The sequence below is a fragment of the Bacillus pacificus genome, from assembly GCF_020861345.1.
GTDB classification, from domain to species: Bacteria; Bacillota; Bacilli; order Bacillales; family Bacillaceae_G; genus Bacillus_A; species Bacillus_A pacificus.
The window spans coordinates 2367319-2391332 of the sequence record NZ_CP086328.1 but is presented as its reverse complement, the minus strand read 5'-3'; the positions used below and the strand labels follow the sequence as shown (position 1 = coordinate 2391332).

The window sequence follows — 24014 nt, the reverse complement described above, 5'->3', positions numbered from 1 at the left end:
TATAATGTAAATGTTACTTTTTTCAAACTAAACACAATATATATTTGCATATTTTCGTACTATTTTTCCAAATAACAATGAAACCTTTCAATCCCCGGATATTTTTCTCCTAAACTTTGAATCTGAAAACCCATTTTCTTATAAAATTTTACTGCCTCAGCGTCTGTCTCTGCCTCTAGATACGTCAATTGATACATTCTTACTATTTCCTTTATCATTTGCACCGCTATTCCTTTATGACGATATTGCGGTACCACTGCTATGTGGCATATTCTCGCTTTATTTGCTCCGGTTATTTCAATACCTATGCAAGCCTTTTCTTCATATCTATGCAAAGTCCCTTTATTGCTTTCATAAAATAAAACTGCTTTCTTTTTGCTAGATTCACTTGGGCCGACTGCATACAGTAGTACATTTAATATGGGATCTTTCTCAATTTGTTTAACACATTGCAAATTCATATCATCATTCCTTTCTATGAAAAAAGATTAGCTCTTTATATAAAGAGCTAATCTCATCACGCAGTTATTTTTTCTTCTTTCTTCACAACGACCGCTACATAACTATGTAGTATCATTCCGATAATAACGAGGCTCATACCAATCCAAGATAAAGATGACGGAATTGGTGCAGATAACAAGATAAGTTCTCCTACTAGCGCAAATAAAACCTCACCGGACTGAGTCGCTTCCACTGTTGCTAGTTTTTGTGGATCATCTTTTACAAGATCTGTCGCAAAGAAGAATAATACCGTTGCGATTAAGCCAGAACTAACTGCTACAATAAAACATTGAAAAACTTGACTACTTGACGGTAGTCCGCCTGTTGATACTTCATAACCAGATAGTAAAAACCAAAATGGTAAACTGGCTAAAGTCATACCGAGAACTCGCTGGAATACATCTAACTCCCCTTTACAAACTTGCATCATTTTTCGATTTCCAAGAGGATACGCAAACGCTGCAATAAGTACAGGAACGACACATAAAACAGTTTCACGAATTCCTAATGAAGAAGCATGTTCTACTTGCATGAGTACAACACCGCATAAAATAATACCCGACATAACTAATTCCTTCATTGGGAGTTTTTTATGTAATGGATCTACCGCAAAAAATGGTGTTAATAAAATCCCTGCGACGATTGTAATTTGCCATGTTGATGCAACGAGCCAACCAGGTCCAAAAGCTCCGGCAAAACTAAGTGGTGCATAGAAGAGACCAAATCCAACGATACTCCAAACTAACCATTCTTTCGGATTGTTTTTCATATATTGAAAGAGTTGCTTTAAGTTTCCTCTATACATGACAATAAGTAAAAGCATCGGAACCATAAAGTAGTACCGTAATGATGCACTCCAAATCCAGCTTCCACCTTCTAAGTCCATCGCCCGGTTTAAAACGAAGGTAAAGGCAAAGAAAAATGATGCCAATATCCCTACTGCTATAGCTTTCATTATAAAACCCCTTGTTCAGTTTCTTCTTACTACTATACAACAATTTAAATATAATTAAAATTCGAATTTTTCATCTCGCGTGTATCTAGCTCTATATAGTTTTCTTAACTGACTAATATGAGCTTGATGGTACCGATTATGATCAGCTATGTGCCATATCCCCCACCTTATAGTCGCATTTTCTCCCTTTTCATAAAGAACTTCTCGTATTAAATCATTTTCTGTTAGTTTCATACATTCCTCATAAAACATATGTTGCACAACTTCATAATTTTGCATTAATTGTTGCAACGTCTGTTTTCTTAAACTTGGCAGCTCTCCTGCTTCATTTAACATAGGTCCATATATATTTTCAAGTACGAGCGGAATTGCTTCTCCTTTTAATCGGTACACCCAATGTAAATCGACAACTGCTAAATGTTGAAGTAGTTGTCCAATACTATTTTCATTATTTTCTGTCCCTTTAAATGACAGTTCTTTCTCATCAGTACCTTCTACTAACTTTTGCAGTCGTTTAAATGTATCCGTAACCGTCGCATACAAAATCGCAACTTGCGGGTTCATATTTCTTTGCAATAGTAGATCTTTCATATGAAACTCCCCCCTTACAAGAACAACACCATATGTTCATCATCACTATACACACCATTCATCTTTATAGCTCTCTTTTCAATCCCATACGTTTTAAAGCCCATAGATTCATACAACTTTTTTGCTGGCTCATTTGTGGAAACAACACCTAATGTCAATTGTTCCAAGTCCATTTCTCTTGCTCTTTCAATTGCCTTACGTATTAACTCACGTGCAAGGCCACTTCTTCGATTGCTTGCATCTACATACATCGCAACGATATGCCCTTTATGTTTATACGCCTCTTTCTCTTCTGTTAGTAAAGTGACAACTCCAACTAATTGATTCTCTTCATTAAAAGCACCAAATGTACAACTAGTAGCAGCTGATAAATTACTTTCCACTCGCTTAATAGGATTTTCCTGACGAATCGCCTCTTCATAAGTTGTTACAAATGCCTCAGGGTTTACTTGTAATGCTTGTAAACGTAAGTCCCAATATTTTTTTGCATCTTCTTTCGTAAGTAATCGAATCATATTTCTCTATCCCCTTTTAATTAACATAATATTTTTATAAACTACTAATTAAAGATTGATATTCTTCTCTTAACATACTATAACGATAGCGATGAATGAACTGACCTCTACGTAATCGATCATTTCTCATTAATCCTTCGCATACAAAACCAGCCTTTTCATAGCTCTTTCTAGCTTGAAAATTATCTTCATCTACACGTAGCCATACTTTTTCTAATTCAAATTCAAAGAATGCTACATGTAACATACTATATAAGGCTGCTATTCCATACCCTTTACCCCAGTATTCTTTATTACCAATCGCGATTCCCAGTTCTGCATTTTCATTTGTTTTATCAAAGTTTTTAAGATCTACCCATCCAATATGTATGCCGTTCTCTGTAGTGATTGCTCTTTGTTCATAACCATTTTTTCGATTTATACATGCTTCAATCCATTTTTTTGTATCTTCACGAGTGAACGGTGGATATTGATCTGGTACAACTAAATGTTTTGTTACTTTTGTATCTAATGACCATTGATATCGGTCTTCTACATCATCTAGTGTCAGTTCTCTTAATTGAACGAATGGTATATTCATTGTATGATCCCCCTTTTACTTTCCTATAGAAAACCCTTCGAACATTCTTCCTCCATACTGTTCTAACGTTTTTTCTACAAAAGTAATTAATTTTCTTTTCTCTCCTGTTTTATAAAAATGATCGAATGCTGTTACAAATTGATCTGCGTATTGTTCATCATATCTTCTAAGTACCCTTATAAACCATTTTGAACTTCCAAGCCATTTACCATTTACTCTTAATACATATTCATGTAATAAATCAGCTAATAAATTCGCGATAAACAACTCTTCTTCTCTTTTTGATGCACCAATAAAATCATCCAAAGTATCTGTAATAAAATAACGCTTCTGCTCCATCATTTCTTCCGTCCATTTAGCTGGCCCTTTATTTAGTAACTCATTCGCTTCGCTTTTTAATTTCTCAACAATTTCATTTTCCCCTTTTAATACAATACCTTCTGCAACTAATTGTGGTAACGAAGGTCTTCCGCGGTCACAATCTATTTTAAAGAAGGTTTTTAACGTTTCAAAATTATGTACAAATACCTCAACTGGCCACCCATTACTATAGAAAGATTCTCGATAACAAGACGTTAAACTTTGATCAACTATTACAATGTCCAAATCAGATGTTTTTGTCGCTTCTCCTCTTGCAACACTTCCTCCAAGTAAAGCTACATCACAATTCGGAAATTGTGATGTAATGATGCTTTGTGCCGCTTCCATTGCTTTCATAACCGTTCCCCTTTTCTTATTTCACTTTCTTTTTTTCAGCTCTTTCTCTCGCTTTTTTTATATACGGCTCTGCGTCTGGTGTTTTGCATGACGTTGCCCCGTGATCAACGTGTACTTTTCCAATTTCACGTGCAATTTCAATCGCTGCTTGCTCTAAGTCTTCATTACGAATTCCTATCGCGATTAAAGCACGATTCATCGCTTCTTTTTTTCTATTTTTTTCATTATGTATATTTACTTTAATTTCTTCTAAATACGGAGAGAAGAAATCGTCTTGTAACGTTTTATTTTTCATCGCTATATTTGCTAATAAAGACCAGCCTGCTCTTCCAATCCATTCATCATCACACTTTGTCCATTCTTCCATTTTTTCTATCGCGATTGGCGACGTACAAATAGCCGTCATTAAAACATCCATTAAACAATAATAATCAACTTCCTGTACCCATTTATTTAGCAGTTCTGTCGTAACTTTCTTTGGATCTAAAATCATTGTTGCTAATGTCATTGCATCCGTATTTTTTGTTTCCCATAATAAAATTGCTAAATCATGATCTTTTTTTATTTTCTTTTTTAACAATTTTAAATTAGCAAAACTAACTCCGAATAGTGGCTCTTTCGCTCCGTGGTTTTTATACGTTTTACGATTCTGTTCTGTTCCGTATTCCTCTAGTTGCTGCATTACTTCTTCAAGTAACATATGCCCACCTCTTTATCTTTTCTGTTGACTTCATATATGTATGTACGATATATTCTACATTATTTTTTGGTTTTCCTATATTTATTTTTCAAAATACGGTATGTGAAATTTTGTAGATGCGTTTTAATGCAACAGGCACACTCTTCGTCAGCATTCTCTGTATAACTCACTCATTGGGTTTATTATATATAGCAACAAACTACATGCATTTTCATTCCATCCTTGTTTCATTTTAGTAAACCAGCAAAATATTGAAATCTTGCATACTTTTGGACAAACTTTTTTGCTCTTGTAAAAAAGTTTTTTTGCAATTACCTCCCTATAATTGCTAATATAGTAGAGTAGAACTTTTATAGAGAGAAGGAAAATTATGCACAATGGAATTCGAATGACAACTTTAGTGAAAAGGGCTATGTTGATTTGCGCGGGGGTATTATTTACATACGAAGCGGCCTTAGGATCAGCACATACTGCTCTAGCGAGTACAGAGGATGAAGCAAAATCTGTTCAACTTGTAAGTGAAATTCAATCATCTCTTGCACCGAAAGAAGCTCCAAAACAATATAATGGGCAAGTTAGAAAAGTAGCTTACTTAACATTTGATGATGGTCCTGGAAAATACACAGCTGAGCTTTTAGATATGTTAAAGAGAGAAAATGCAAAAGCAACATTCTTCCTTATTGGTTCAAATGTAAAAGCTTTCCCTGATCTTGTAAAACGTGAAGATGCTGAAGGCCACTACGTTGGGATGCACAGTATGACTCATAACTACAAGAAACTTTACACAGAAGGTCATTATGTAGATGAGATGAAGGAAGATCAAGGCTTAATCGCTGGCGTTTTAGGCAAATCACCAGTATTAACTCGTCCGTCTTACGGATCAATGCCAGGATTAAATGAGGCTCTTCGCAACAAAGTTGTTGAGAATGGCTTAAAAGTTTGGGATTGGACAATCGATTCTTTAGACTGGAAGTATAACAAAATGCAGGTTGATGCTGCATCAGCTAAAATTGTAGAAAACGTTCTAAATGGCGCTAACAAGCCAACAGAAGTTATCCTTATGCACGATATTCACCCACAATCCGTAAAAGCAGTACCTGGTATTATTAAAGGACTGAAAGAAAAAGGATATGAATTAGAAGCCTATAGTGAGAACGAACACTTCCCATTAAACTTCTGGCATGATAATCGTATGTAATGAAAAAGACTTGATTTCCTTTAGGATATCAAGTCTTTTTTATCGTTTTGGAAATTTTATATGTTGTTCTTCAATGAAACGAATAATATTTTTTCTATCTTCTTGCGTAATAGTAATACAAAATTCGTACTCTTCTTCTTTACACCATGAAGGATTTAGTTCTATAGATAAACGAACTATAATTTGAAATGTCTCTTCTTTTTCTCCTATAAATTCAAACGACAGATTAGGTTCTATGAAGTCTAGTCGGGTATATGTAGGATTTGGTAATGTTTGAAACCATTCTTTCATGTGTTGTAATTCGCTAGTTTGTAAAAAAGGATCCATCGTTTCAAAAACTTTATTTCCCTCTGAAAGTTTCACTTTTATTATTAGCCAATTACGATCAAATGTATCAAATGCATTGTTAAACTCGTATTTTACAGCTTCAAAATGTAATGATACAATTTCATTTTGAAAAATCATAAATTACCTCCTTATTATTCAAGTAGCTTTATCTTCAAGTATAGAGACTATCCAATTAATATTTAATAATGCTTTTTAAATTATTTTATCATAATTTTTAAATGCATTAATGAAATAATAAAAAAGACTTGCATTCATTACAAGAATCCAAGTCTTTTTCATCTTATCTATTAAAAAATATATCCTACTAACTTCACAATTTCACTAATTAAAATACCTACAACTGCAAAATCAGAATCACCAAATGTTGTATTCTCAAATCCTAATCCGCCTAATATCGGTAATAATATTGCTGGTAGGAATGAAATTAGTAATCCATTTACAAAAGCTCCTAGTATTGCGCCTCGTCTTCCTCCTGTTGCATTACCGAATACGGCTGCTGTTGCTCCTGTGAAGAAGTGAGGAATTAACCCTGGCACTATTACACTCAAACCAATAAATGAAAGTATAAACATGGATAGTAATCCGGCAATAAAACTTGTTAAGAAGCCAATAATAACTGCATTTGGTGCAAACGGGAAGATTGTTGGGCAATCTAACGCTGGTTTTGCATTTGGTACAAGTTTATCTGCAATCCCTTTAAATGCAGGTATTATTTCTGCAATTAACATGCGGACACCCGCTAAAATAATATATACTCCTGCTGCAAATGTAATTGCTTGCATGAAAGAATACACAAGGTAATTTTGTCCGTTACTTAATTCCGTTTCGATAAACTCCTTACCCGCAAATGGTGCAACAATAAAGAATAATACAGCCATCGTTAATGACATAGAAACTGATGTATCACGTAAAAAACCTAGTGACTTAGGCACTTTAATTTGTTCTGTTGATTTATCCTTATTTCCAAATTTACTCCCAACAAACCCTGCCGCTAAGTATCCAACTGATCCAAAATGGCCGATTGCGATATCATCCATTCCTGTAATTTTTCTAACGTATGGTTGTAATAATGCTGGAAAAATCACCATGAGTGCCCCTAAAATGATTGATCCAACAATCACTAATGTAGCACCTTTCATCCCGGTAGTTGAAAATACCGCTGAAATTAAACATGCCATGAATAAGGTATGATGACCAGTTAAAAACACATATTTAAATTTTGTAAAACGTGCAATTAGTAAATTCGCAATCATACCAAATACCATAATTAACGCTGTTTCTTTTCCTAATGTTTGCTGTGCTATTGCAACTACAGCTTCATTATTTGGTATAATCCCTTTAATATGGAATGCTTTATCAAATATTTTACCAAAAACATCTAAAGCTCCAATTAATATAGTGGCTCCACCTCCTAAAACGACGAAGCCCATAATTGTTTTTAAGGTTCCTGAAACCGTATCTGCAAAATTTTTCTTTTGCAGTAGTAAACCACACATAGCAAATAATCCGACTAATATTGCGGGTTGTCCTAAAATATCCTTCATAATTATATCAAACATAGCACTACTCCCCCTTCATTGTTACTACATTAGGTGTTTTTGTAATGCTTCTTTAATTTCATTTAAATCTAAAATATTCGTTAATCCAGCAACTGTTCGATTACCATCTTCAAGGTTACAAATAATATCTTTCGCACCTAAATATAAATCTGCTTGTTCTGATTTACTTGATGCTAAATCTGTGTGTGATACTTCTGCTTGTAATCCTAATTCATTTAAAATTTTCTTCACATTCATTTCTACAATAAAACTACTCCCTAATCCATTTCCACATACAACTAATACTTTTTTCATTTCAATCTCCCCTTTAATTAGAATATTTAGCTATCATTTTTAGCATTTCGTCTATTGAATTTGAATGAATTAACATTTCCACATTTTTCGGATCCGATAACATCTCACTTAATTGTGCTAATGCTTTCAAGTGTGTCTCATTATCAATCGCTGCCAATACAATAATTAAATTTGCGGCATGCTCTTGTTTTTCTGAAAATAGAACACTTTCTTTTAGTTGTAATAAACTCATCCCTAACTTTTTGACCCCCGCTTCTGGGCGAGCATGAGGTATTGCAATTTTAGGTGCAATAACAATATAAGGACCTAATTTTTCTACATTTACAATCATTTCATTGATATATTCTTCAAAGATGTATTGGTTTTGTAATAACGGATCAGCCGCTAGCCTGATCGCATCTTTCCAATTATCAACACGATCTTCAAGATGAATAAATTCTCTAGTTAAAAGTTCGTTTAACATTGGTTTATATTTCTCCTCCTTCTCAAAATACGCAGGACCACTCATAAATTCAATCAGTTCTCTTTTTAAAGATTTCTCATCCACTACGTCAGCATATTTTTGAATTATTCCCATCACTAAATCCACAGAATCTTTTTGGTTTTCTCCATACAATACTCCATTCACTTTTCTTAATAGAGCTGCTTTTTCAGAATCCGATAAAATTGGGTTAACCTTAAAAACCGGCACATTCCCTTTTTCAATTTCAGTAGTCGTAATTATACAATCTACATCAAATATATTTGATTCATATTCCCGTTTTGAAATTGCATTTAATATATCTATATTTGAAAATAACTTCTCTAATTGATACTGCAACATACGTGATGTACCAATACCATTTGGACAAACAAGTAATGCCGTTTTTCGTGGATTGGGAACGATTCCCTCTTTCCTCATCCAAGCTCCAAAATGCATAGTAACATACACAATTTCATCATCGGAAACAGATTTTTTCACATATTCTTCAAAATGATGAATTACCTTTTTCGTAAGAAAATATACCTCTTCATAGTTTTCTTGAATTGTATTTCGTAATGGGTTTTCAATTTCTATTCCATACTTCACACGATAAAATGCAGGTTTCATATGCAAGTATAGATCAGTAAACAACCCATTAAAGTCTTGAAATAAAACACAAGCATAGTGTTGAAAATCTTTAATCATGCGGTCAACAATTGAATGTATTTCATCCATATTATTTTTCTCATAAATATTTTCCTGATAATTTACTTTTGCACCTAACAAATGAGTCGTAATATAATAGATTTCATCTATTGGAAATTTAACAATAAACGCTCGTTCAAACTGCTTTGCTATATATTTTGCAGCTTCAAATTGCTTTGAATCTTGCAGAACATTTTTTTCAGCTTCTTCCATCTCGACGCACTTACCTTTTAGAATACGTCTATGGAACAAATACATGTAAACGCTTAAATTTTCTAGTACCTCATCTGTATATTGGACACCTAAAAACTCTTCACAATTCGCAAGAATTTTTTTTATAGTGTATAATGTTTCTCGTGCAAGAGTATCTGTTTCACTTCCCATATCACACATAATATAATTTACTTGTGATATTAAATACTCCCAGCTATGTTGGCAAATAATTTGAGAGAGGCTTAAAATTAATAAATTTCGTTTACTCTGTTCATTTCCAACGATTTGATATCCTTCCTTACGACCAAAATGTAAAGATAAGTTATACTTATTTAACTCTACTTTTAGCTTTTTCAAATCTGCAAGTACAGTATTACGACTTACCTGCAAAAGGTTTATTAAGTCTTCCAATAAAATTCTTTTTTCCTGTATTAGCAAATATAATATTAACCATATTTTTCTTTCTTTCGGAGAATATTCATATTGATTAATCACACACTCATTTAATTTTTTTACTATCATTTGTTTCGTTTCTTTATTTAAGCAATAACCTAAGTGTCGTATATATTCAATAGAATGTAATCCTTCCTCTTGTAACCAATCGTCAATCTTCTTAATATCATAATAAAGCGTTCGTTTAGAAACTTGAATTACATCAATTAGTTGATTTATAGGCACATAACCTTCTGCTTGAATAATTTGTTGCAAAATATTTATACTTCGAGTATCTAATATCATATTTGGTGTACACCCTTTCTATACTTGTTCACTAATTGACTTGCAAGTATAGATACTAACTTTGCAAAATTAGATTTTTTGAAATCGCTTTCTATTAATATAATATCTATTATTGCTTCTAAATATAAGTCCAAATTTTTGTTTTTCTGCAGTGCAAAGATTGTGCTTTGAAAATTTCTTATGCCTGTGTTTAATGCTATTATTCCCCTTTCTGTTCCTTTTCAACAAAACATGAATATTACCCCTCAGAATTTTTAATACTGTATAGTAGCTTAGCACATATTACTCTTAAGGAGTGATATGTATATGGATTTTCTTTCAGCTGAATATTTGTCAGCCTTGCTTGCCATTATTGTAATTGATTTAGTTTTAGCGGGTGATAATGCCATTGTAATTGGATTAGCAGCAAGACGATTACCGAAAGATCAACAAAAGAAAGTAATTATATGGGGAACTATCGGGGCAATCGCGATTAGAGCTCTCGCTACTTTAGTTGTCGTTTGGTTGTTAAAAATACCAGGGTTACTTCTAATTGGTGGTGTACTTCTTATATGGATCGCTTACAAATTAATTGCTGAAGGCAAAGATCATGATATTAAAGCAGAAGAAGGTTTTTGGTCTGCTATTAAAACCATTATCATTGCTGATGCATTAATGGGCATTGATAATGTCCTCGCTGTTGCTGGAGCTGCGCATGGCAACTTTTCTTTAGTAATCATTGGGCTATTGGTTTCAATTCCAGTAGTAGTTTGGGGCAGTACATTAATTTTAAAATGGGTCGACCGTTATCCTATCATTATTACAATTGGAGCAGCTGTTTTAGCTTATACTGCCGCGAAAATGATTGTGGATGAAAAGTGGTTCACTGCATTTTTCGAAAGTAACCCTTTCATTAAATGGGCATTCATCATTATTGTCATTGCTGGTGTAGTGTTCTTTGGAAAGATGAAACAAAAGACTAAAGATGTTTCTATATAATAACAACGTTCTATTTATAAACAAAAGCGCCACTCATATGAGTAGCGCTTTTTAATATTTATTTCGTTTCCCCATCTTCAGTCGTCTTTACCTTCGTTTTATTTTTATCACGATGGTTATAGTTGTACTTTGAACGATCAACCGGTGTAAATCCTTCCGGTGTGTAGAATCGTAATAAGTCACCATTCACGACTTGGTCAGAGTATTTTAACGATTTTTGAACCATTTGTTCATTTTGTTTTATTTCATCTGTAAATTCTACTGGTTTTCCAGTCGTTGTATCATAGTATTTGCCGTTTAATGCAGTAACTGTTGGACTTACGTAGTTACCATTACGGAACGCAACGACTTGTTTATGATCTGGTGATAATAAATCTGAACCAAATTGAACATAATCTTTTGTATCTGTTCCAAGTAAGTGTAAAAGAGTTGGAAGAACATCAATTTCACCACCGTATTGATGTTGTACGCCACCTTTCACACCTGGTACACGAACGATTAAAGGTACACGCTGTAACTGTGCATTTTCAAACGAGTTAATTTCTTTACCCATTACTTTTGACATTGCTGCGTTATGATTATCTGAAATACCGTAATGGTCTCCGTACATAACGATAATAGAATTATCGTATAAACCAGATTGTTTCAAGTAATCGATGAAACCTTTTACAGATTCGTCTAAATAACGTGCTGTTTGGAAATACGTATCTACAGACGAGTCACCTGTGTTCGCTGGTTCAATTGTCGCTTCCTCTTTATCAATTGGATACGGGAAGTGATTCGATAACGTAATAAACTTCGTATAGAACGGTTGTTTCAATGTTTCTAATAACGGAATGGATTCATTAAAGAATGGTTTATCTTTTAATCCATAGTTTACTACATCTTTTTCGTTCATATCATAGTATGAAGCATCAAAGAATTTATTAAAACCAAATGATTTATAAATATCGTCACGGTTCCAGAATGTTTTATAGTTACCGTGGAATACTGCTGATGTGTATCCTTGTTGCCCTAAAATAGCTGGTGCTGATTGATACGTATTATGAGATTTCGTTGTAAATACAGATCCTTGTGGTAAACCAAACATAGAATTCTCTAACATAAACTCCGCATCAGACGTTTTCCCTTGCCCTGTTTGATGGAAGAAGTTATCAAAGTAAAGCGTATTCGCATCTTTTGTAAATGAGTTTAAGAACGGCGTTACTTCTTGACCATTTAATTTATAGTCAATTAAGAAGTTTTGGAATGACTCTAAATGAATATAGATTACGTTCATTCCCTTTCCTTTACCGAAATACTCAGGGTTTGGACTAGCGTAAGTTGATGTCAAATAATTTCTTACTTCTGTCATATTATCTCCATCAGCTAATGCTCGTTCTGTTGATGCTTTCGCACTTTGAATTCCATCATAAATTGTATAGTTATATGCCCCTAAATATTTCACAATATAATTACGATCGAATGTTCTTGTTAATAATTCAGGACGGTCAGATTCTGCAAGTCCTAAGTTAACACTGAATAATAAAATACCTGCTACAAATACTAAAGATAATTTATGTTTCGCAACACGAATTGGTTTTGGATTTGCAAATTTCGTTGCTACTAACACAATTAAAATAATTGTATCTAAGAAGTATAGCGGATCATAAAGATGTAACAACGCAACAATACTACCACCTAAATCTCCAAAGTTATTCGTTTGTGTTAATGTCGGGAACGTAATAAAGTCACTGAAAAAGCGATAGTATACGACGTTTGCGTATAAAAGAATCGACAATAACAAGTTGATAACAATTAACCAAATATAAGATCGTTTCCCTTTTGCAAATAATGCAAGTCCTAAAAATAGAACTGCTGAACTAAGTGGGTTGAAAAACAGCAAGAATTTTTGGATTGTGTTTGAAATTCCTAAATTAAATTCCGTTACATAAGCTGCATATGTTTTGAGCCAAAATAAAATAACGGCAAACAGAAAGAATCCAAAATGATTGCTTAACACACTTTTGCTCTTTAATAAGAATTGTTTCATTTCTCCACCTCTTTTGATCATCCAAGGCTTATTTTTTTATAAGTCTGTCTCTCTATTCAATTTTTTATCTTCAAATAGATTTTATATATTTAACTATATGAAGAATACTAGTAATTATAATTTGAAGCTAGTATTTATTCAACTATTTCTTTTTAGACATTTTGACCTTGGTTTCTATTTAACAAAATAAATTTGTAACATTTCCTGTTTTCTCCCAAGATTCATCCACTAATTATGACATCACATACTATAAACCTTTATTCACTACTTCGCAAATAAATATGTCTCCAGTTCTGGAACATTAATGTAATATAATGAAATTCACAATAGATAGCATTTAATTTTTCGATATATATTATTTCTTCATTCAGTTATTTATGCTTCAGCCATTCTTCTATGTGCAAAATCCAAATCTCTTTCCTCTAATAAAATTATTCTTGAATAATTATTCACAATCCATAAAAATAATGATTATAAAAACCCTCGCTCTCAAAACGAAAGCGAGGGTTTTCATCATTTATTATTGACCTTTGTACATTGCATCTACTTGTTTTTGAAGTTCTTCATTTTCTAAGAACTCATCGTAAGTAGCCTCTTTATCGATTACACCGTTTGGCGTTACTTCGATAATGCGGTTTGCAATTGTTTGTACGAACTGATGGTCATGAGATGTGAATAAAATTGTACCTTTAAATGCGATTAAACCATTGTTTAATGCAGTGATAGACTCAAGGTCTAAGTGGTTCGTTGGATCGTCAAGTGTAATTACGTTTGCACCACTTAACATCATTTTAGATAACATACAACGAACTTTTTCGCCTCCAGATAATACAGAAACGTTCTTCTTAACTTCTTCGCCTGAGAATAACATACGGCCTAAGAAACCACGTAAGAAGCTTTCTGACTCATCTTGTGGAGAGAATTGACGTAACCATTCAACTAAGTTGTAGTCACTGTTCTCAAAGTACTTAGAGTTATCTCTTGGGAAGTACGATTGAGATGTTGTAACGCCCCATTTAAATGAACCACTATCTGGCTCCATTTCACCCATAAGGATTTTAAATAATGTCGTCATTGCAATATCGTTACGACCGATAAATGCAACTTTATCACCTTTATTTAAAGTGAAGTACACATTATCTAACACTTTTTCACCATCAATCGTTTTAGAAAGACCTTCAACAGTTAATAAGTCATTTCCTACTTCACGCTCTGGTGTGAAGCCAACAAATGGATAACGACGAGATGATGGCTTAATATCATCTAATGTAATTTTATCTAATAATTTTTTACGAGAAGTTGCTTGTTTCGCTTTAGATGCGTTTGAGCTAAAACGTGCAATGAAGTTTTGTAACTCTTTTACTTTCTCTTCTTTTTTCTTATTAGCATCTTGCGTTAATTTTAAAGCTAATTGGCTTGACTCATACCAGAAGTCATAGTTACCAACATAAAGTTGAATTTTACCGAAATCAAGATCAGCCATGTGTGTACATACTTTATTTAAGAAGTGACGGTCATGGGATACAACGATTACTGTATTTTCAAAGTTCATTAAGAAGTTTTCTAACCATTGGATCGCTTTTAAGTCCAAGTGGTTCGTAGGCTCATCTAGTAATAGAATATCAGGCTGACCGAATAAAGCTTGAGCAAGTAATACTTTTACTTTCTCTGCACCAGTTAACTCAGACATTTTCTTATCATGAAGGTCTTCACCAATACCTAAACCTTTAAGAAGGATTGCAGCTTCTGACTCAGCTTCCCAACCGTTAAGCTCAGCAAACTCACCTTCAAGTTCTGCAGCACGCATTCCATCTTCATCACTAAAGTCTTCTTTCATGTAAATGGCATTTTTCTCTTGCATTACTTTGTAAAGACGAGTATGACCCATAATTACAGTTTCTAATACTGGAAACTCTTCATATTCAAAGTGGTTCTGTTTTAATACTGCTAGACGCTCGCCTGGCGTAATATGTATGTCACCTGTTGATGGTTCGATTTCTCCAGATAAAATCTTTAGAAACGTTGATTTACCAGCACCGTTTGCTCCGATTAAGCCGTAGCAGTTACCTGGCGTGAATTTTATGTTAACATCTTCAAACAATTTGCGATCCGCGAAACGCAAACTAACGTTACTTACTGTAATCATTTGTGTCCTCCTACTAATACCGCTTATTTCAGCGTTTTCTCACCGATTGTCTTAAAAAATCGCATATTACGACTCAATTATTGTAGACTATAGCTATTATATAGTAGAAGCTGGATGAATAGCAACGGTTGATTGCTATTCCTTTCTTTACAAACTTGAATAAAACCTTTGTTTTTAATTATATTAAAGTTACATACACACTTTAAGGAGGATTCATTTTGAAAAAAATATTTATAATTGGAGCATTATGTTTATCAATTGCTTCCTTAACCGCATGTAGTAGTAACAATACAAAAACACCTACTGAATCAAAACAAGAGAAAAAAGAAACAAAAATAACTGTCGATTCAATTATCACTGAATTTAAAAACGCTGGTCTCCAAGCAGAAAATCCAACCGACCTTCCGCAAAAAGAATTTGGTAACCTTCGAAAAGAAGGAAAACGTATTGTCGTACCTGCTCTTGGTGAAGATAAAGGCGGTCGATTATTCGAAATTACAAAGAAAGAAGACCTAGAAAAAGTAAAAAAATATTACGATGAATTAGGAAATTCTGCTCCTATGTTATTCTCTCATACACATGCAAAAGGAAATTTTCTTCTACAAATGAATGGCGATATGAAAGATGAAGAGTTTGCAAAATATAAAGATGTGATGGACAGGTTTATTAAATAAGAAAAATCCCCACTTGAAATAACGGATTCAGTTTAGAGAGAAAAAATACTAATAACCATTAGAAATAATATAATCATTTGAATGCATTTCGCATTATAACTAGCAAGTTAAAACGCTCAGAAAATATTCTGAGCGTTTTTATTTCCTTCTTCAATTAAAGCACCCGTTAGTGTAAAAAGCTATTTCACCATTTGGATTGTTAACTTATCTTTTAGCATTGAACTATATGAGTCAATTTCATATTTTGTATTATTGATTTTTTCTTTTTTCATTTTTAACATATCGAATATTTCTAACTCTAAATCCCTTCTAGCCTCAAGAACTTTTATCGTTCCTTCTACACCTGAATGATTATGTTCTTTCCCATAGCCTTGGTTCGTGTAATAGTCGACAATTCCTTTGGACCATTCTGGATTTCTTTCTTTTAATGCCTTCCTAAATGAAAATTCAAGATCATCTTGTTCTACATAGAATAACATTGGATTTAAATTCTCTATGATTTTTGCAATTTTCATTACATAATTTATTATTTTTTCTTTTTGTTCACCGTATTTAATCATCCCAATTGTTAATGGATTTTGTATGAAACAACATTCAAAAATATAAACCTTATTATCTTCTAGAGCAATTTCAGCAAAGTCATTCCATTTGTCAGCAATTAATTCGATATTTTTATCGAATGGTAATTCATATATATCGTTTCTTGAAATATCGTTACATAATTCGTCCGAAAACTGGTCACCAAACTCATTTTTTATCTTTCTGTATGGTAATAAATAATTGCTTCCTTTTTTTAAAACTCTTTTAAGAAGAACTTCTTTAAAATCTCCACTGTTAGATACTAATCTATCGAATTCAAATTTATTAAAACAAGATACACCATCATAGTCGGCTGGGTGGTTCAAATTCCCCTCTAAAAATAGTTCAACTTCAATTTTATTTTGGTTTAGAATTTCATTTATTAGCTTTGCAGTGGTCGATTTTCCGAATCCAGGTAAACCTTCTACTATTATTAGTTTTGTATTCATATTTATAAATCCCTTCCTTCAAAGTATTTAACCAAGATTTAAAAAATTACTTACTCCACTGCAATCACTCCTTCAAAATACGATATTCAACATTTCCTTTGAAAAATCCTTCTTAAAGTAACCTGACCGTTAACTTAAGAACATTTTTTCACAATCTCTATCATTATTTTAACATAAATTTTCCATTTACCTTTTAAAAAAGATAGTACACCATTATTTGAGTGAACTATATAAAAAAGGATGCTAAATCATATGTGATTTAGCATCCCTAATTTGTGTGTTATTTTATATTTTCTCTCCTATAACGGAACCAGTTACTTTTAAAAGTGGATTCTTTTATTTCCTTTCACTTAATTTCTTTGCATAATTCTTCATTTTACTCGTTAATCCTATTAAAGCAGGTAACAATATTGGCATCACAATAATAGCTAATAGTAACAGTGCAACACCAACAACGGATGCTACTTGTATAAGCGTTAATACACCTGAAGGGATTAATGCAGCAAATGTACCTCCTAAAATAAGTGCTGCTGATAATACGACTCCTCCAATATGACGAGAAGCAGTTACAATTTTCGTCGCTGGGTCCCCTTCTAACTCATTGTATCTCATCATTACAAAAATACTATAATCCACTCCTAAAGCGACTATCATTATGAAACTAAAGAACGGAACATTCCAGCTTAATGAATCTACATGTAAAACATGCGTACTAATTTGTTCACTTATCCCTAATGATGCAAAGTACGCTAATAGTAACGATCCAATAATAAAGATGGTATTTAATAATGAACGTGTAATCATCATTAATACAATCGCGATTCCAATTAACATAATTGTAGCTGTACGTAAGAAGTCTTGCCCTGTTACTTCTTTTAAATCAACGTTTCTAGCTGTCGTTCCTCCAATTGCTGTTTTCGCATGATTTAATTCCGTCCCCTTCAAAGTACCATCTATCGTTTTATTGATTTCTTGAATAACTGGCATCGCTTCTTTTGAATACGGATTTACGTCTAAAATGATTGTCATTTTAGCAGTCTTTCTATCATGTGACATGTACGTATTCAAAGCTTTTTGGAAATCTTCTCCCTCCAAAACTTCTTTTGGAATATAGAATTTCTCAGAGCTTTTTGATTCATTTAGTTCTCCTAAATATTTCTGAGCATCCCCTAGGCCGTTACTTACCTTTTCAAGGCCTTCTGTACTTTTAGATAGTCCTGATTGTAATTGCCCCATCTGTTCTTGCAAGTCTTTCAGTCCGGTTAATAGCTGGCCTTGCCCATCGTTTATTTTCGTTAATCCGGTTTGTAATTCAGATGACTTGTTCACAATTTGTTTTGAACCTGAAGCACCTTCATTTAATCCATTTTTAAGATCAGCTGCTCCTTTTTGTAACTTAGTAACTCCGTTGCTCATTTCTTTTAAGCCATTATCCACTTTCAATAACGATTGATTCGCTTCTTTAAATGATCCCATCGCCGCATTGTGTTGCGTTGCTAATTGATTTAATTCATTTGAAAGCCCACCTAATTGCTTTTGAGCCTCTTTAGCAATTCCTATCGTCTGCAGAATGTTAGAGTCATTTGCTAATTCTGGTTTCGTTTGAATGAAATTGGTCATTAACATTTCAATTTGTTCATAACCTTTCTTCGCACCGTCAATCGCTTGAGAAATACTTCCGAAATATTGATCGTAAGAACTTAAACCTTTTTCTAACTGCGTATAGCCAGCATGAAGTTGTGAAGCTGCATGAGATAATATACTTATATTTTCATTTACTGAAGTTAACCCACTCTCAATTTGCTGCGCACCTTTTGCTCCATCATTTATGCCATTAGATAGTTGATTTAAAGCTGTTCCTAATGCCGATACACCATTCTTCGCTTCATTTGTTCCATCAATTAACTTTTGAACGTTTGCAAGACTATTTGAGTCCTTATTACCCATCTTATCTTTCGCAGTAGTTAATCCATCATTAATTTCCTTTATACCACCATTGGCATCTCCTAAACCTGTATTTAGTTCACCAGCTTGTTTATTTATATATAGTTCTTTAATCCTATCACCAGTTGGACGTGTCGGTGCATATACTTCTGAAACACCTTTCACTTTCAAAATCTTATCAGTTAGTTCATCTAAAGTTTGAAGTGAACTCGCCTCATCTAACTTGTTATTCGATTGAATGACTAACGTACTTGGTGAAGAAAAACCAGGTGGAAAATGTTCTTCTATTACGTTAATCCCCATTTTCGACTCATATTTATTGTCTACTTCAAATAAATCATTGTAATTAAGTGTATTAGAATACTTTAATATGAAAGGAATCGATATCACAAATACAATAATTAAAGCTACAAATGGTCTTACTACTGAGTTTTTCGCAAAGAATCCCCATAGACGACTGTCTTCATGACCTTTAAATGTTTTAACGGGATAAAACATCCCTTTTCCTAAAAGCACCATGAAAAACGGATTTAACGTAGTTAATACTAGTAATAAAACTGCGACACCGATTGCTACCGCTGAAGTAGATTGATATAATTTAAAACTCGCTAAAGCAAGAGATGCAAAACCAATTAGCACTGCTATCCCGCTATATAAAACGGTTTTCCCTGCCGATTTAAATGTTTCTTTCGTAGCCAAAAATGCGTTTTCTTGTTTACTTAATTCTTCTTTAAATCTTGTAAATAATAAAATATTATAGTCTGTTCCAACCCCAAACAGGACAACAACGACAAACACTTGCGTAAAGTTAGAAAACGGAAAATTAAATTGATCTACTAAATGGGCAATAATCCCCATTGAAACTAAATATGATACCCCAACAGTAAGAAGAGAAACGATTGGAACAATAGGTGAACGGAATACAATGATTAATATTACAAGAATGAAAATAATTGAAATAACTTCAGTCTTTTTCACTCCCTCTTGAGAGGATGTAAGAAAATCACCCGCGATTAAGTCACTTCCTGTTAAGTACGTTGTTACCTCTTTCGTTTTCACTTTATTATGAAGATTATTTGTAACTTTCGATATTTCACCATGCTTTTTATCTATCGATATTTGCGTTAAAATAGTCGTTTTATCTTTAGAAACTAATTGTTTCTCTAAGTCTTTATTATCTAAATGTGAAACAATTTCTTTAATTCCTAATTGTTCTTTTTCATTTTGCAAAACGTTGATTGTTTTTGTTATTTCCTCTTTTTGTTCAGTCGTTAAAGCTGTGTTACTACCACTATTAAAAACTGCTATAATCTCATACTTTTCTGTCCCGTCTTTATTCATTTCTTTTATCATTTTGTCAGCAATACTACTTTGTTCTGTATTAGGAATCGTAATGTGCCCTTTTTCTTTCACTAATTTATCCATATTAGGCATCGTAACGATCATTGTAATAGTAATAACTATCCACAATAGAAAAGATAAACTTCTCCAATTTTTCAGCTTGCTCATTTGCATCATCTCCCGCGATTAAAATTTCATGTTAGTTGCGGAATGAATATTCATTCCTGCCATTTTAAAATGCCATTTCGGAATGAACGTTCATTCCTATTACTCTATTACATTGTTTTATAAACTCTATTAAACTACTTTTTCGGAATGAATGTTCATTCCTTTAGTTACACAAATACCCTCTCCTACTCTCATTTTTTAATTCTATTCAGGAATGAATATTCATTCCTGTCCTTATAAAGCTATAGAATCAAATGATTCTTATAGCGTTCCAAGAGCTTTCTTCCAATTCTTTTACTAATTCTTTTGAGTACTCTAATTGCCCTGTTGCAATTACTTTAATTAATTTTTCTAACGGTTGATATACAATAATAATTAAAGCAACTGGAGGTAACGGACGGAGTAAGCCTTTTACAATCCCATCTTCTATAATATTCATAAAGAAGCCTATAAAATCATCAAATATTTTCTTGCTTTGTTCATCAAGAAAATAACTATCACAGTGAGAATTTGTAAACAGAAAAGCATCCACATTATTTCTCGCAAATTCAAATAAACGGTTATACGTATGACTAAACTGTTCACGAATATTTGCTTCAACAGGAAAATCCGTTTTTATCATTTCAGAAAGCTGTAACATACTTTTTGAAAATAATGAGTTAACAAGCGCCTCTTTATTTTCAAAATAGCGATAAATAGTACCCGCACCGACTTTTGCCTTTTCAGCGATCATTGGAATTGTCGTACCATCGTAACCACGCTCCGCAAAAAGTTGCATGGCAGCATCAAAAATATCCTCTTGTTTGTTTTTAGCCATTTTTTCCACCTCTATTTTCAGGAATGAAAATTCATTCCGTTTTTAATTATAAATTACAGAAAATAAAAGTCAAGTGTGTGACTACGTATAGTTGTAATTTTATTCCCTTATTTGTGAATAAAATTATATCAGCGATTTTCAGGATATATCAACTTACCGACAAAAACCAACACCCAAAGAGAAAGCTGTCCCAAAATTTGATTTTGGACAGCCCTATTTTTTAAAAGAAATCATAAATAAAGGCTTCTCGTACCGGAACTATTTTCTCAAACGCTCGTATTTCCTCTTCGCTTCCGTTAATTAATTCAAGTTCATTTAGTTCTAATGGGCGTTTGTATCCAAGCAATATTGTAGATAGTGCATTTATATCTAGCTTGATCCCTTTATCCATTGGTTCTTCTATAATTGTTATTTCATAATTTGCAAGTCTCACCGATACATTATTCCACGGTGCAAATGAATCTGTAATATGTAAAATTATTTCTTGTTGTATATTGTTCCAGTTTAACTCATACTGTTTTAAGAACTGCTCTACATCTACAATTCTTCCCATAAAATATGGTTTTATTTCTGTTTTCACACGTGGTTCTTGCAATGTATATAACAACTGTTCGTTTTCACTTACTGTCATTTCAAGTTCTTTAATCATAGAATCATGTTGGCAAATAAAGTTCCATAGACCATTTCGTGCTTCATTATGCAGTGGTACGAATTCTTCTACAGTCATTTTAGATTTTTCTATTTTATATAACATGTAACCTGCTGCAGTTTTATTTTCATCGTAGTAAATTGCTAATGTTAAATCATCATAAACTGCTTGTAACCACCATTTTTCATTGCGAACTAGCATACCAGAAAAACGTTCTGCAAATGTTTCATAAAGCTTCTCGACTTCTTCTGAGTGATTTTCTTTATTGAAACGTTTCACAGTACCATTCACTTGTTTTTTCATAACTAAATCACTCTTTGTCATATGACATACAAGAAGATTCGCACAAAGTTCCCAGCCATATTTACGGTAAAATGCAACAGCAAATGGATGTAACATCGATACTGTATATCCGTCTTTTTTCATCGTTTGAAGTGAATGTTGAAGTAATTCTTTCACATATCCGCTTCTTCTATACTCTGGATACGTTGCTACCCCTGCAACGCCACCCATTTTAAATTTTTCTTTTCCTATGTATATATGAAACGGAATAAGGTGTAGTTTTGCCGCTAAGTCATTACCTTCCATAATACCGTACACTTCATGACTTTCCTTCATTCTTGTAAGTTGCTGCTGCAATCGATCCTCTTCAACTTTATATTGAAAAGCGTATTCTGATAAGCGTAATGCTTCTCTAAATTTATCTTCTGTTAATCGTATAACATTCATATATTTCTCCTCCCTCCTTTATTTGAATTGTACCATAATTCTAAACGTTACAGTTCGGTGAATGAAATTATACTAGCTTATTAACAAACATCCAATATGAAAAAGCAGATACATCTCGTATCTGCTTCTCATCACTTTATTTAGCTAACTTTTGAAGTTCTTCGAAGAATGTAGGGTATGATACACCAACTGCTTCTGCATCTTCAATTGTTGTTTTTCCTTTTGCAATACATCCCGCAATCGCAAGCATCATTCCGATGCGGTGATCACCATAGCTATTAACTGTATTACCTTTTAGAGCTGATTTCCCGTAAATAATCATCCCGTCGTCAGTTGCCTCTATGCGAGCACCAAGTTTTGTTAATTCCGCTACGACTGTATCAATACGGTTCGTTTCTTTTACTTTTAATTCGTGTGCATCTTTAATTACTGTAATTCCTTCTGCTTGCGTTGCCGCTAAAGCGATAACAGGAATTTCATCAATTAATCTAGGGATAATATCTCCGCCGATTTCGATTCCTTTTAATGAAGATGTTTCAATTGTAATGTTTGCAGCTGGTTCTGATGCTCCTTCGTTAATTGGCTCTACAGTGAACGTAGCACCCATTTTCTCTAAAACATCAATAATACCTGTACGAGTTGGATTCATTCCTACATTTTGTAATACTAGTTTACTATTTGGAATAATTGCACCTGCTACTAAGAAAAATGCAGCTGATGATACGTCACCTGGTACTTGAACATCTGTCGCTGTTAACTTTTGTCCACCTGCTAGTTTCACTGTCTTTCCTTCGCGAGTTACTTTAACGCCAAATGCTTCGAGCATTCTTTCCGTATGATCGCGTGAAATATGTGGTTCTGTAACAGCTGTTACACCTTCTGCACGAAGTCCTGCAAGTAAAATAGCTGACTTTACTTGTGCGCTTGCTACCGGCGAAGTGTATTCAATTGCTTTTAAATCTCCACCACGTATTGTTAGCGGTGTAAACGTTCCTTCTTCGCGCCCATCAATGTTCGCACCCATTTGTTTTAATGGATTTGTTACACGTTTCATCGGTCTTTTTGCAATAGATGCATCACCTTGTACGCAAGAGAAAAATGGTGTATTTGCCAAAATTCCTGACATTAAACGTATAGTTGTACCCGAATTACCAACATCTAATACAGCTTTCGGTTCTTGTAAACCTTCTAATCCTTTACCAACTACAGTGACTTCATCACCGTTTTGCACGATGTCTACTCCCATTTCTTTAAAACAAGAAATTGTACTTAAACAATCTGCACCGGGCAAGAAACCTTTAATTGTTGTTTTTCCTTCTGCAATCGCACCGAACATGACAGCACGGTGAGAAATTGATTTATCTCCTGGAATTGTAATGTTGCCATTTAATCCGTTAGTAACAGGTTGAATTGTTCTTTCCTTCACGTTTT

Annotated in this window: 21 protein-coding genes; 3 read left to right on the top strand and 18 right to left on the bottom strand. The window is 33.4% G+C overall.

Annotated features, from left to right (window positions below; genetic code table 11):
• Window positions 1-59 precede the first annotated feature (59 nt).
• Genes LMD38_RS12440 through LMD38_RS12410 form a run of 7 tightly spaced genes read right to left on the bottom strand, consistent with a single transcriptional unit; the run spans window position 60 to window position 4559 of the window.
• Complete coding sequence (locus LMD38_RS12440; RefSeq protein WP_016717774.1) at window positions 60-461, bottom strand: GNAT family N-acetyltransferase; 402 nt, start codon at window positions 459-461, stop codon at window positions 60-62.
• 56 nt (window positions 462-517) lie between these two features.
• Window positions 518-1456: a DMT family transporter gene (locus tag LMD38_RS12435; RefSeq protein ID WP_000643664.1), complete on the bottom strand. Its 939-nt coding sequence runs from the start codon at window positions 1454-1456 to the stop codon at window positions 518-520.
• Window positions 1457-1510: 54 nt separating this feature from the next.
• Complete coding sequence (locus tag LMD38_RS12430; RefSeq protein WP_000653991.1) at window positions 1511-2047, bottom strand: DinB family protein; 537 nt, start codon at window positions 2045-2047, stop codon at window positions 1511-1513.
• A gap of 14 nt (window positions 2048-2061) precedes the next feature.
• On the bottom strand, window positions 2062-2562 hold the full coding sequence (locus tag LMD38_RS12425) for a GNAT family N-acetyltransferase (protein ID WP_000620338.1): 501 nt from the start codon (window positions 2560-2562) through the stop codon (window positions 2062-2064).
• Window positions 2563-2596: 34 nt separating this feature from the next.
• Entirely contained in the window at window positions 2597-3142 is a 546-nt protein-coding gene (locus tag LMD38_RS12420) for a GNAT family N-acetyltransferase (protein WP_016717776.1), read from the bottom strand.
• 15 nt (window positions 3143-3157) lie between these two features.
• Window positions 3158-3859, bottom strand: coding sequence for a nucleotidyltransferase domain-containing protein (locus tag LMD38_RS12415; protein ID WP_061183035.1), 702 nt, complete (start codon window positions 3857-3859; stop codon window positions 3158-3160).
• A 16-nt stretch (window positions 3860-3875) separates the two neighbouring features.
• Window positions 3876-4559, bottom strand: coding sequence for a DNA alkylation repair protein (locus tag LMD38_RS12410; protein WP_062821215.1), 684 nt, complete (start codon window positions 4557-4559; stop codon window positions 3876-3878).
• A gap of 370 nt (window positions 4560-4929) precedes the next feature.
• Between LMD38_RS12410 and LMD38_RS12405 the strand changes: the two genes are divergently transcribed.
• Window positions 4930-5757, top strand: a complete 828-nt coding sequence (locus tag LMD38_RS12405) for a peptidoglycan-N-acetylglucosamine deacetylase (RefSeq protein WP_000551433.1) — start codon at window positions 4930-4932, stop codon at window positions 5755-5757.
• A gap of 39 nt (window positions 5758-5796) precedes the next feature.
• Here the strand turns inward: LMD38_RS12405 and LMD38_RS12400 are convergent, their stop codons facing one another.
• The 4 genes from LMD38_RS12400 to LMD38_RS12385 form a co-directional block, all read right to left on the bottom strand.
• Window positions 5797-6222, bottom strand: coding sequence for a WapI family immunity protein (locus LMD38_RS12400; RefSeq protein WP_016717778.1), 426 nt, complete (start codon window positions 6220-6222; stop codon window positions 5797-5799).
• Window positions 6223-6392: 170 nt separating this feature from the next.
• Window positions 6393-7664, bottom strand: a complete 1272-nt coding sequence (locus LMD38_RS12395; protein ID WP_000459662.1) for a PTS ascorbate transporter subunit IIC — start codon at window positions 7662-7664, stop codon at window positions 6393-6395.
• 24 nt (window positions 7665-7688) lie between these two features.
• The gene (locus tag LMD38_RS12390; protein ID WP_000757315.1) at window positions 7689-7958 is read right to left on the bottom strand and encodes a PTS sugar transporter subunit IIB; all 270 of its coding nucleotides are present in this window, start codon (window positions 7956-7958) and stop codon (window positions 7689-7691) included.
• A gap of 13 nt (window positions 7959-7971) precedes the next feature.
• Window positions 7972-10077: a BglG family transcription antiterminator gene (locus LMD38_RS12385; protein WP_016717779.1), complete on the bottom strand. Its 2106-nt coding sequence runs from the start codon at window positions 10075-10077 to the stop codon at window positions 7972-7974.
• Between the two features lie 306 nt (window positions 10078-10383).
• On the opposite strand from LMD38_RS12385, the gene LMD38_RS12380 reads away from it, so the two are divergent.
• A complete protein-coding gene (locus tag LMD38_RS12380; protein ID WP_000346939.1) occupies window positions 10384-11055 on the top strand; it encodes a TerC family protein in 672 nt (223 codons plus the stop codon).
• Between the two features lie 58 nt (window positions 11056-11113).
• On the opposite strand, the gene LMD38_RS12375 is transcribed toward LMD38_RS12380, so the two are convergent.
• Both LMD38_RS12375 and LMD38_RS12370 read right to left on the bottom strand, forming a co-directional pair.
• Window positions 11114-13087 (bottom strand): lipoteichoic acid synthase, encoded by a 1974-nt coding sequence (locus LMD38_RS12375; RefSeq protein ID WP_016717780.1) that lies wholly within the window; start codon window positions 13085-13087, stop codon window positions 11114-11116.
• 520 nt (window positions 13088-13607) lie between these two features.
• Window positions 13608-15233 carry an ABC-F family ATP-binding cassette domain-containing protein gene (locus LMD38_RS12370; RefSeq protein WP_000633868.1) on the bottom strand — a complete coding sequence of 542 codons (1626 nt, stop codon included), beginning with the start codon at window positions 15231-15233 and terminating at the stop codon, window positions 13608-13610.
• 218 nt (window positions 15234-15451) lie between these two features.
• Here LMD38_RS12370 and LMD38_RS12365 point away from each other — a divergent pair, with 218 nt between their 5' ends.
• The gene (locus LMD38_RS12365; protein ID WP_016717781.1) at window positions 15452-15907 is read left to right on the top strand and encodes a hypothetical protein; all 456 of its coding nucleotides are present in this window, start codon (window positions 15452-15454) and stop codon (window positions 15905-15907) included.
• A gap of 179 nt (window positions 15908-16086) precedes the next feature.
• On the opposite strand, the gene LMD38_RS12360 is transcribed toward LMD38_RS12365, so the two are convergent.
• From LMD38_RS12360 to aroA, 5 genes are all read right to left on the bottom strand, one after another.
• Window positions 16087-16935, bottom strand: coding sequence for a P-loop NTPase family protein (locus LMD38_RS12360; protein ID WP_061183034.1), 849 nt, complete (start codon window positions 16933-16935; stop codon window positions 16087-16089).
• A 336-nt stretch (window positions 16936-17271) separates the two neighbouring features.
• Window positions 17272-20388 (bottom strand): MMPL family transporter, encoded by a 3117-nt coding sequence (locus LMD38_RS12355; RefSeq protein ID WP_062821765.1) that lies wholly within the window; start codon window positions 20386-20388, stop codon window positions 17272-17274.
• Between the two features lie 250 nt (window positions 20389-20638).
• Window positions 20639-21205 carry a TetR/AcrR family transcriptional regulator gene (locus LMD38_RS12350; protein WP_001107304.1) on the bottom strand — a complete coding sequence of 189 codons (567 nt, stop codon included), beginning with the start codon at window positions 21203-21205 and terminating at the stop codon, window positions 20639-20641.
• Between the two features lie 220 nt (window positions 21206-21425).
• On the bottom strand, window positions 21426-22583 hold the full coding sequence (locus tag LMD38_RS12345; RefSeq protein ID WP_001100979.1) for a GNAT family N-acetyltransferase: 1158 nt from the start codon (window positions 22581-22583) through the stop codon (window positions 21426-21428).
• Window positions 22584-22719: 136 nt separating this feature from the next.
• On the bottom strand, window positions 22720-24009 hold the full coding sequence (gene aroA / locus LMD38_RS12340) for a 3-phosphoshikimate 1-carboxyvinyltransferase (RefSeq protein WP_061183031.1): 1290 nt from the start codon (window positions 24007-24009) through the stop codon (window positions 22720-22722).
• Window positions 24010-24014 lie beyond the last annotated feature (5 nt).

Bases quoted from the DNA above. Each gene is read 5' to 3' on its own strand.
- LMD38_RS12440 (WP_016717774.1), bottom strand. From the start codon at position 461: ATGAATTTGCAATGTGTTAAACAAATTGAGAAAGATCCCATATTAAAT.
- LMD38_RS12435 (WP_000643664.1), bottom strand. From the start codon at position 1,456: ATGAAAGCTATAGCAGTAGGGATATTGGCATCATTTTTCTTTGCCTTT.
- LMD38_RS12430 (WP_000653991.1), bottom strand. From the start codon at position 2,047: ATGAAAGATCTACTATTGCAAAGAAATATGAACCCGCAAGTTGCGATT.
- LMD38_RS12425 (WP_000620338.1), bottom strand. From the start codon at position 2,562: ATGATTCGATTACTTACGAAAGAAGATGCAAAAAAATATTGGGACTTA.
- LMD38_RS12420 (WP_016717776.1), bottom strand. From the start codon at position 3,142: ATGAATATACCATTCGTTCAATTAAGAGAACTGACACTAGATGATGTA.
- LMD38_RS12415 (WP_061183035.1), bottom strand. From the start codon at position 3,859: ATGAAAGCAATGGAAGCGGCACAAAGCATCATTACATCACAATTTCCG.
- LMD38_RS12410 (WP_062821215.1), bottom strand. From the start codon at position 4,559: ATGTTACTTGAAGAAGTAATGCAGCAACTAGAGGAATACGGAACAGAA.
- LMD38_RS12405 (WP_000551433.1), top strand. From the start codon at position 4,930: ATGCACAATGGAATTCGAATGACAACTTTAGTGAAAAGGGCTATGTTG.
- LMD38_RS12400 (WP_016717778.1), bottom strand. From the start codon at position 6,222: ATGATTTTTCAAAATGAAATTGTATCATTACATTTTGAAGCTGTAAAA.
- LMD38_RS12395 (WP_000459662.1), bottom strand. From the start codon at position 7,664: ATGTTTGATATAATTATGAAGGATATTTTAGGACAACCCGCAATATTA.
- LMD38_RS12390 (WP_000757315.1), bottom strand. From the start codon at position 7,958: ATGAAAAAAGTATTAGTTGTATGTGGAAATGGATTAGGGAGTAGTTTT.
- LMD38_RS12385 (WP_016717779.1), bottom strand. From the start codon at position 10,077: ATGATATTAGATACTCGAAGTATAAATATTTTGCAACAAATTATTCAA.
- LMD38_RS12380 (WP_000346939.1), top strand. From the start codon at position 10,384: ATGGATTTTCTTTCAGCTGAATATTTGTCAGCCTTGCTTGCCATTATT.
- LMD38_RS12375 (WP_016717780.1), bottom strand. From the start codon at position 13,087: ATGAAACAATTCTTATTAAAGAGCAAAAGTGTGTTAAGCAATCATTTT.
- LMD38_RS12370 (WP_000633868.1), bottom strand. From the start codon at position 15,233: ATGATTACAGTAAGTAACGTTAGTTTGCGTTTCGCGGATCGCAAATTG.
- LMD38_RS12360 (WP_061183034.1), bottom strand. From the start codon at position 16,935: ATGAATACAAAACTAATAATAGTAGAAGGTTTACCTGGATTCGGAAAA.
- LMD38_RS12355 (WP_062821765.1), bottom strand. From the start codon at position 20,388: ATGAGCAAGCTGAAAAATTGGAGAAGTTTATCTTTTCTATTGTGGATA.
- LMD38_RS12350 (WP_001107304.1), bottom strand. From the start codon at position 21,205: ATGGCTAAAAACAAACAAGAGGATATTTTTGATGCTGCCATGCAACTT.
- LMD38_RS12345 (WP_001100979.1), bottom strand. From the start codon at position 22,583: ATGAATGTTATACGATTAACAGAAGATAAATTTAGAGAAGCATTACGC.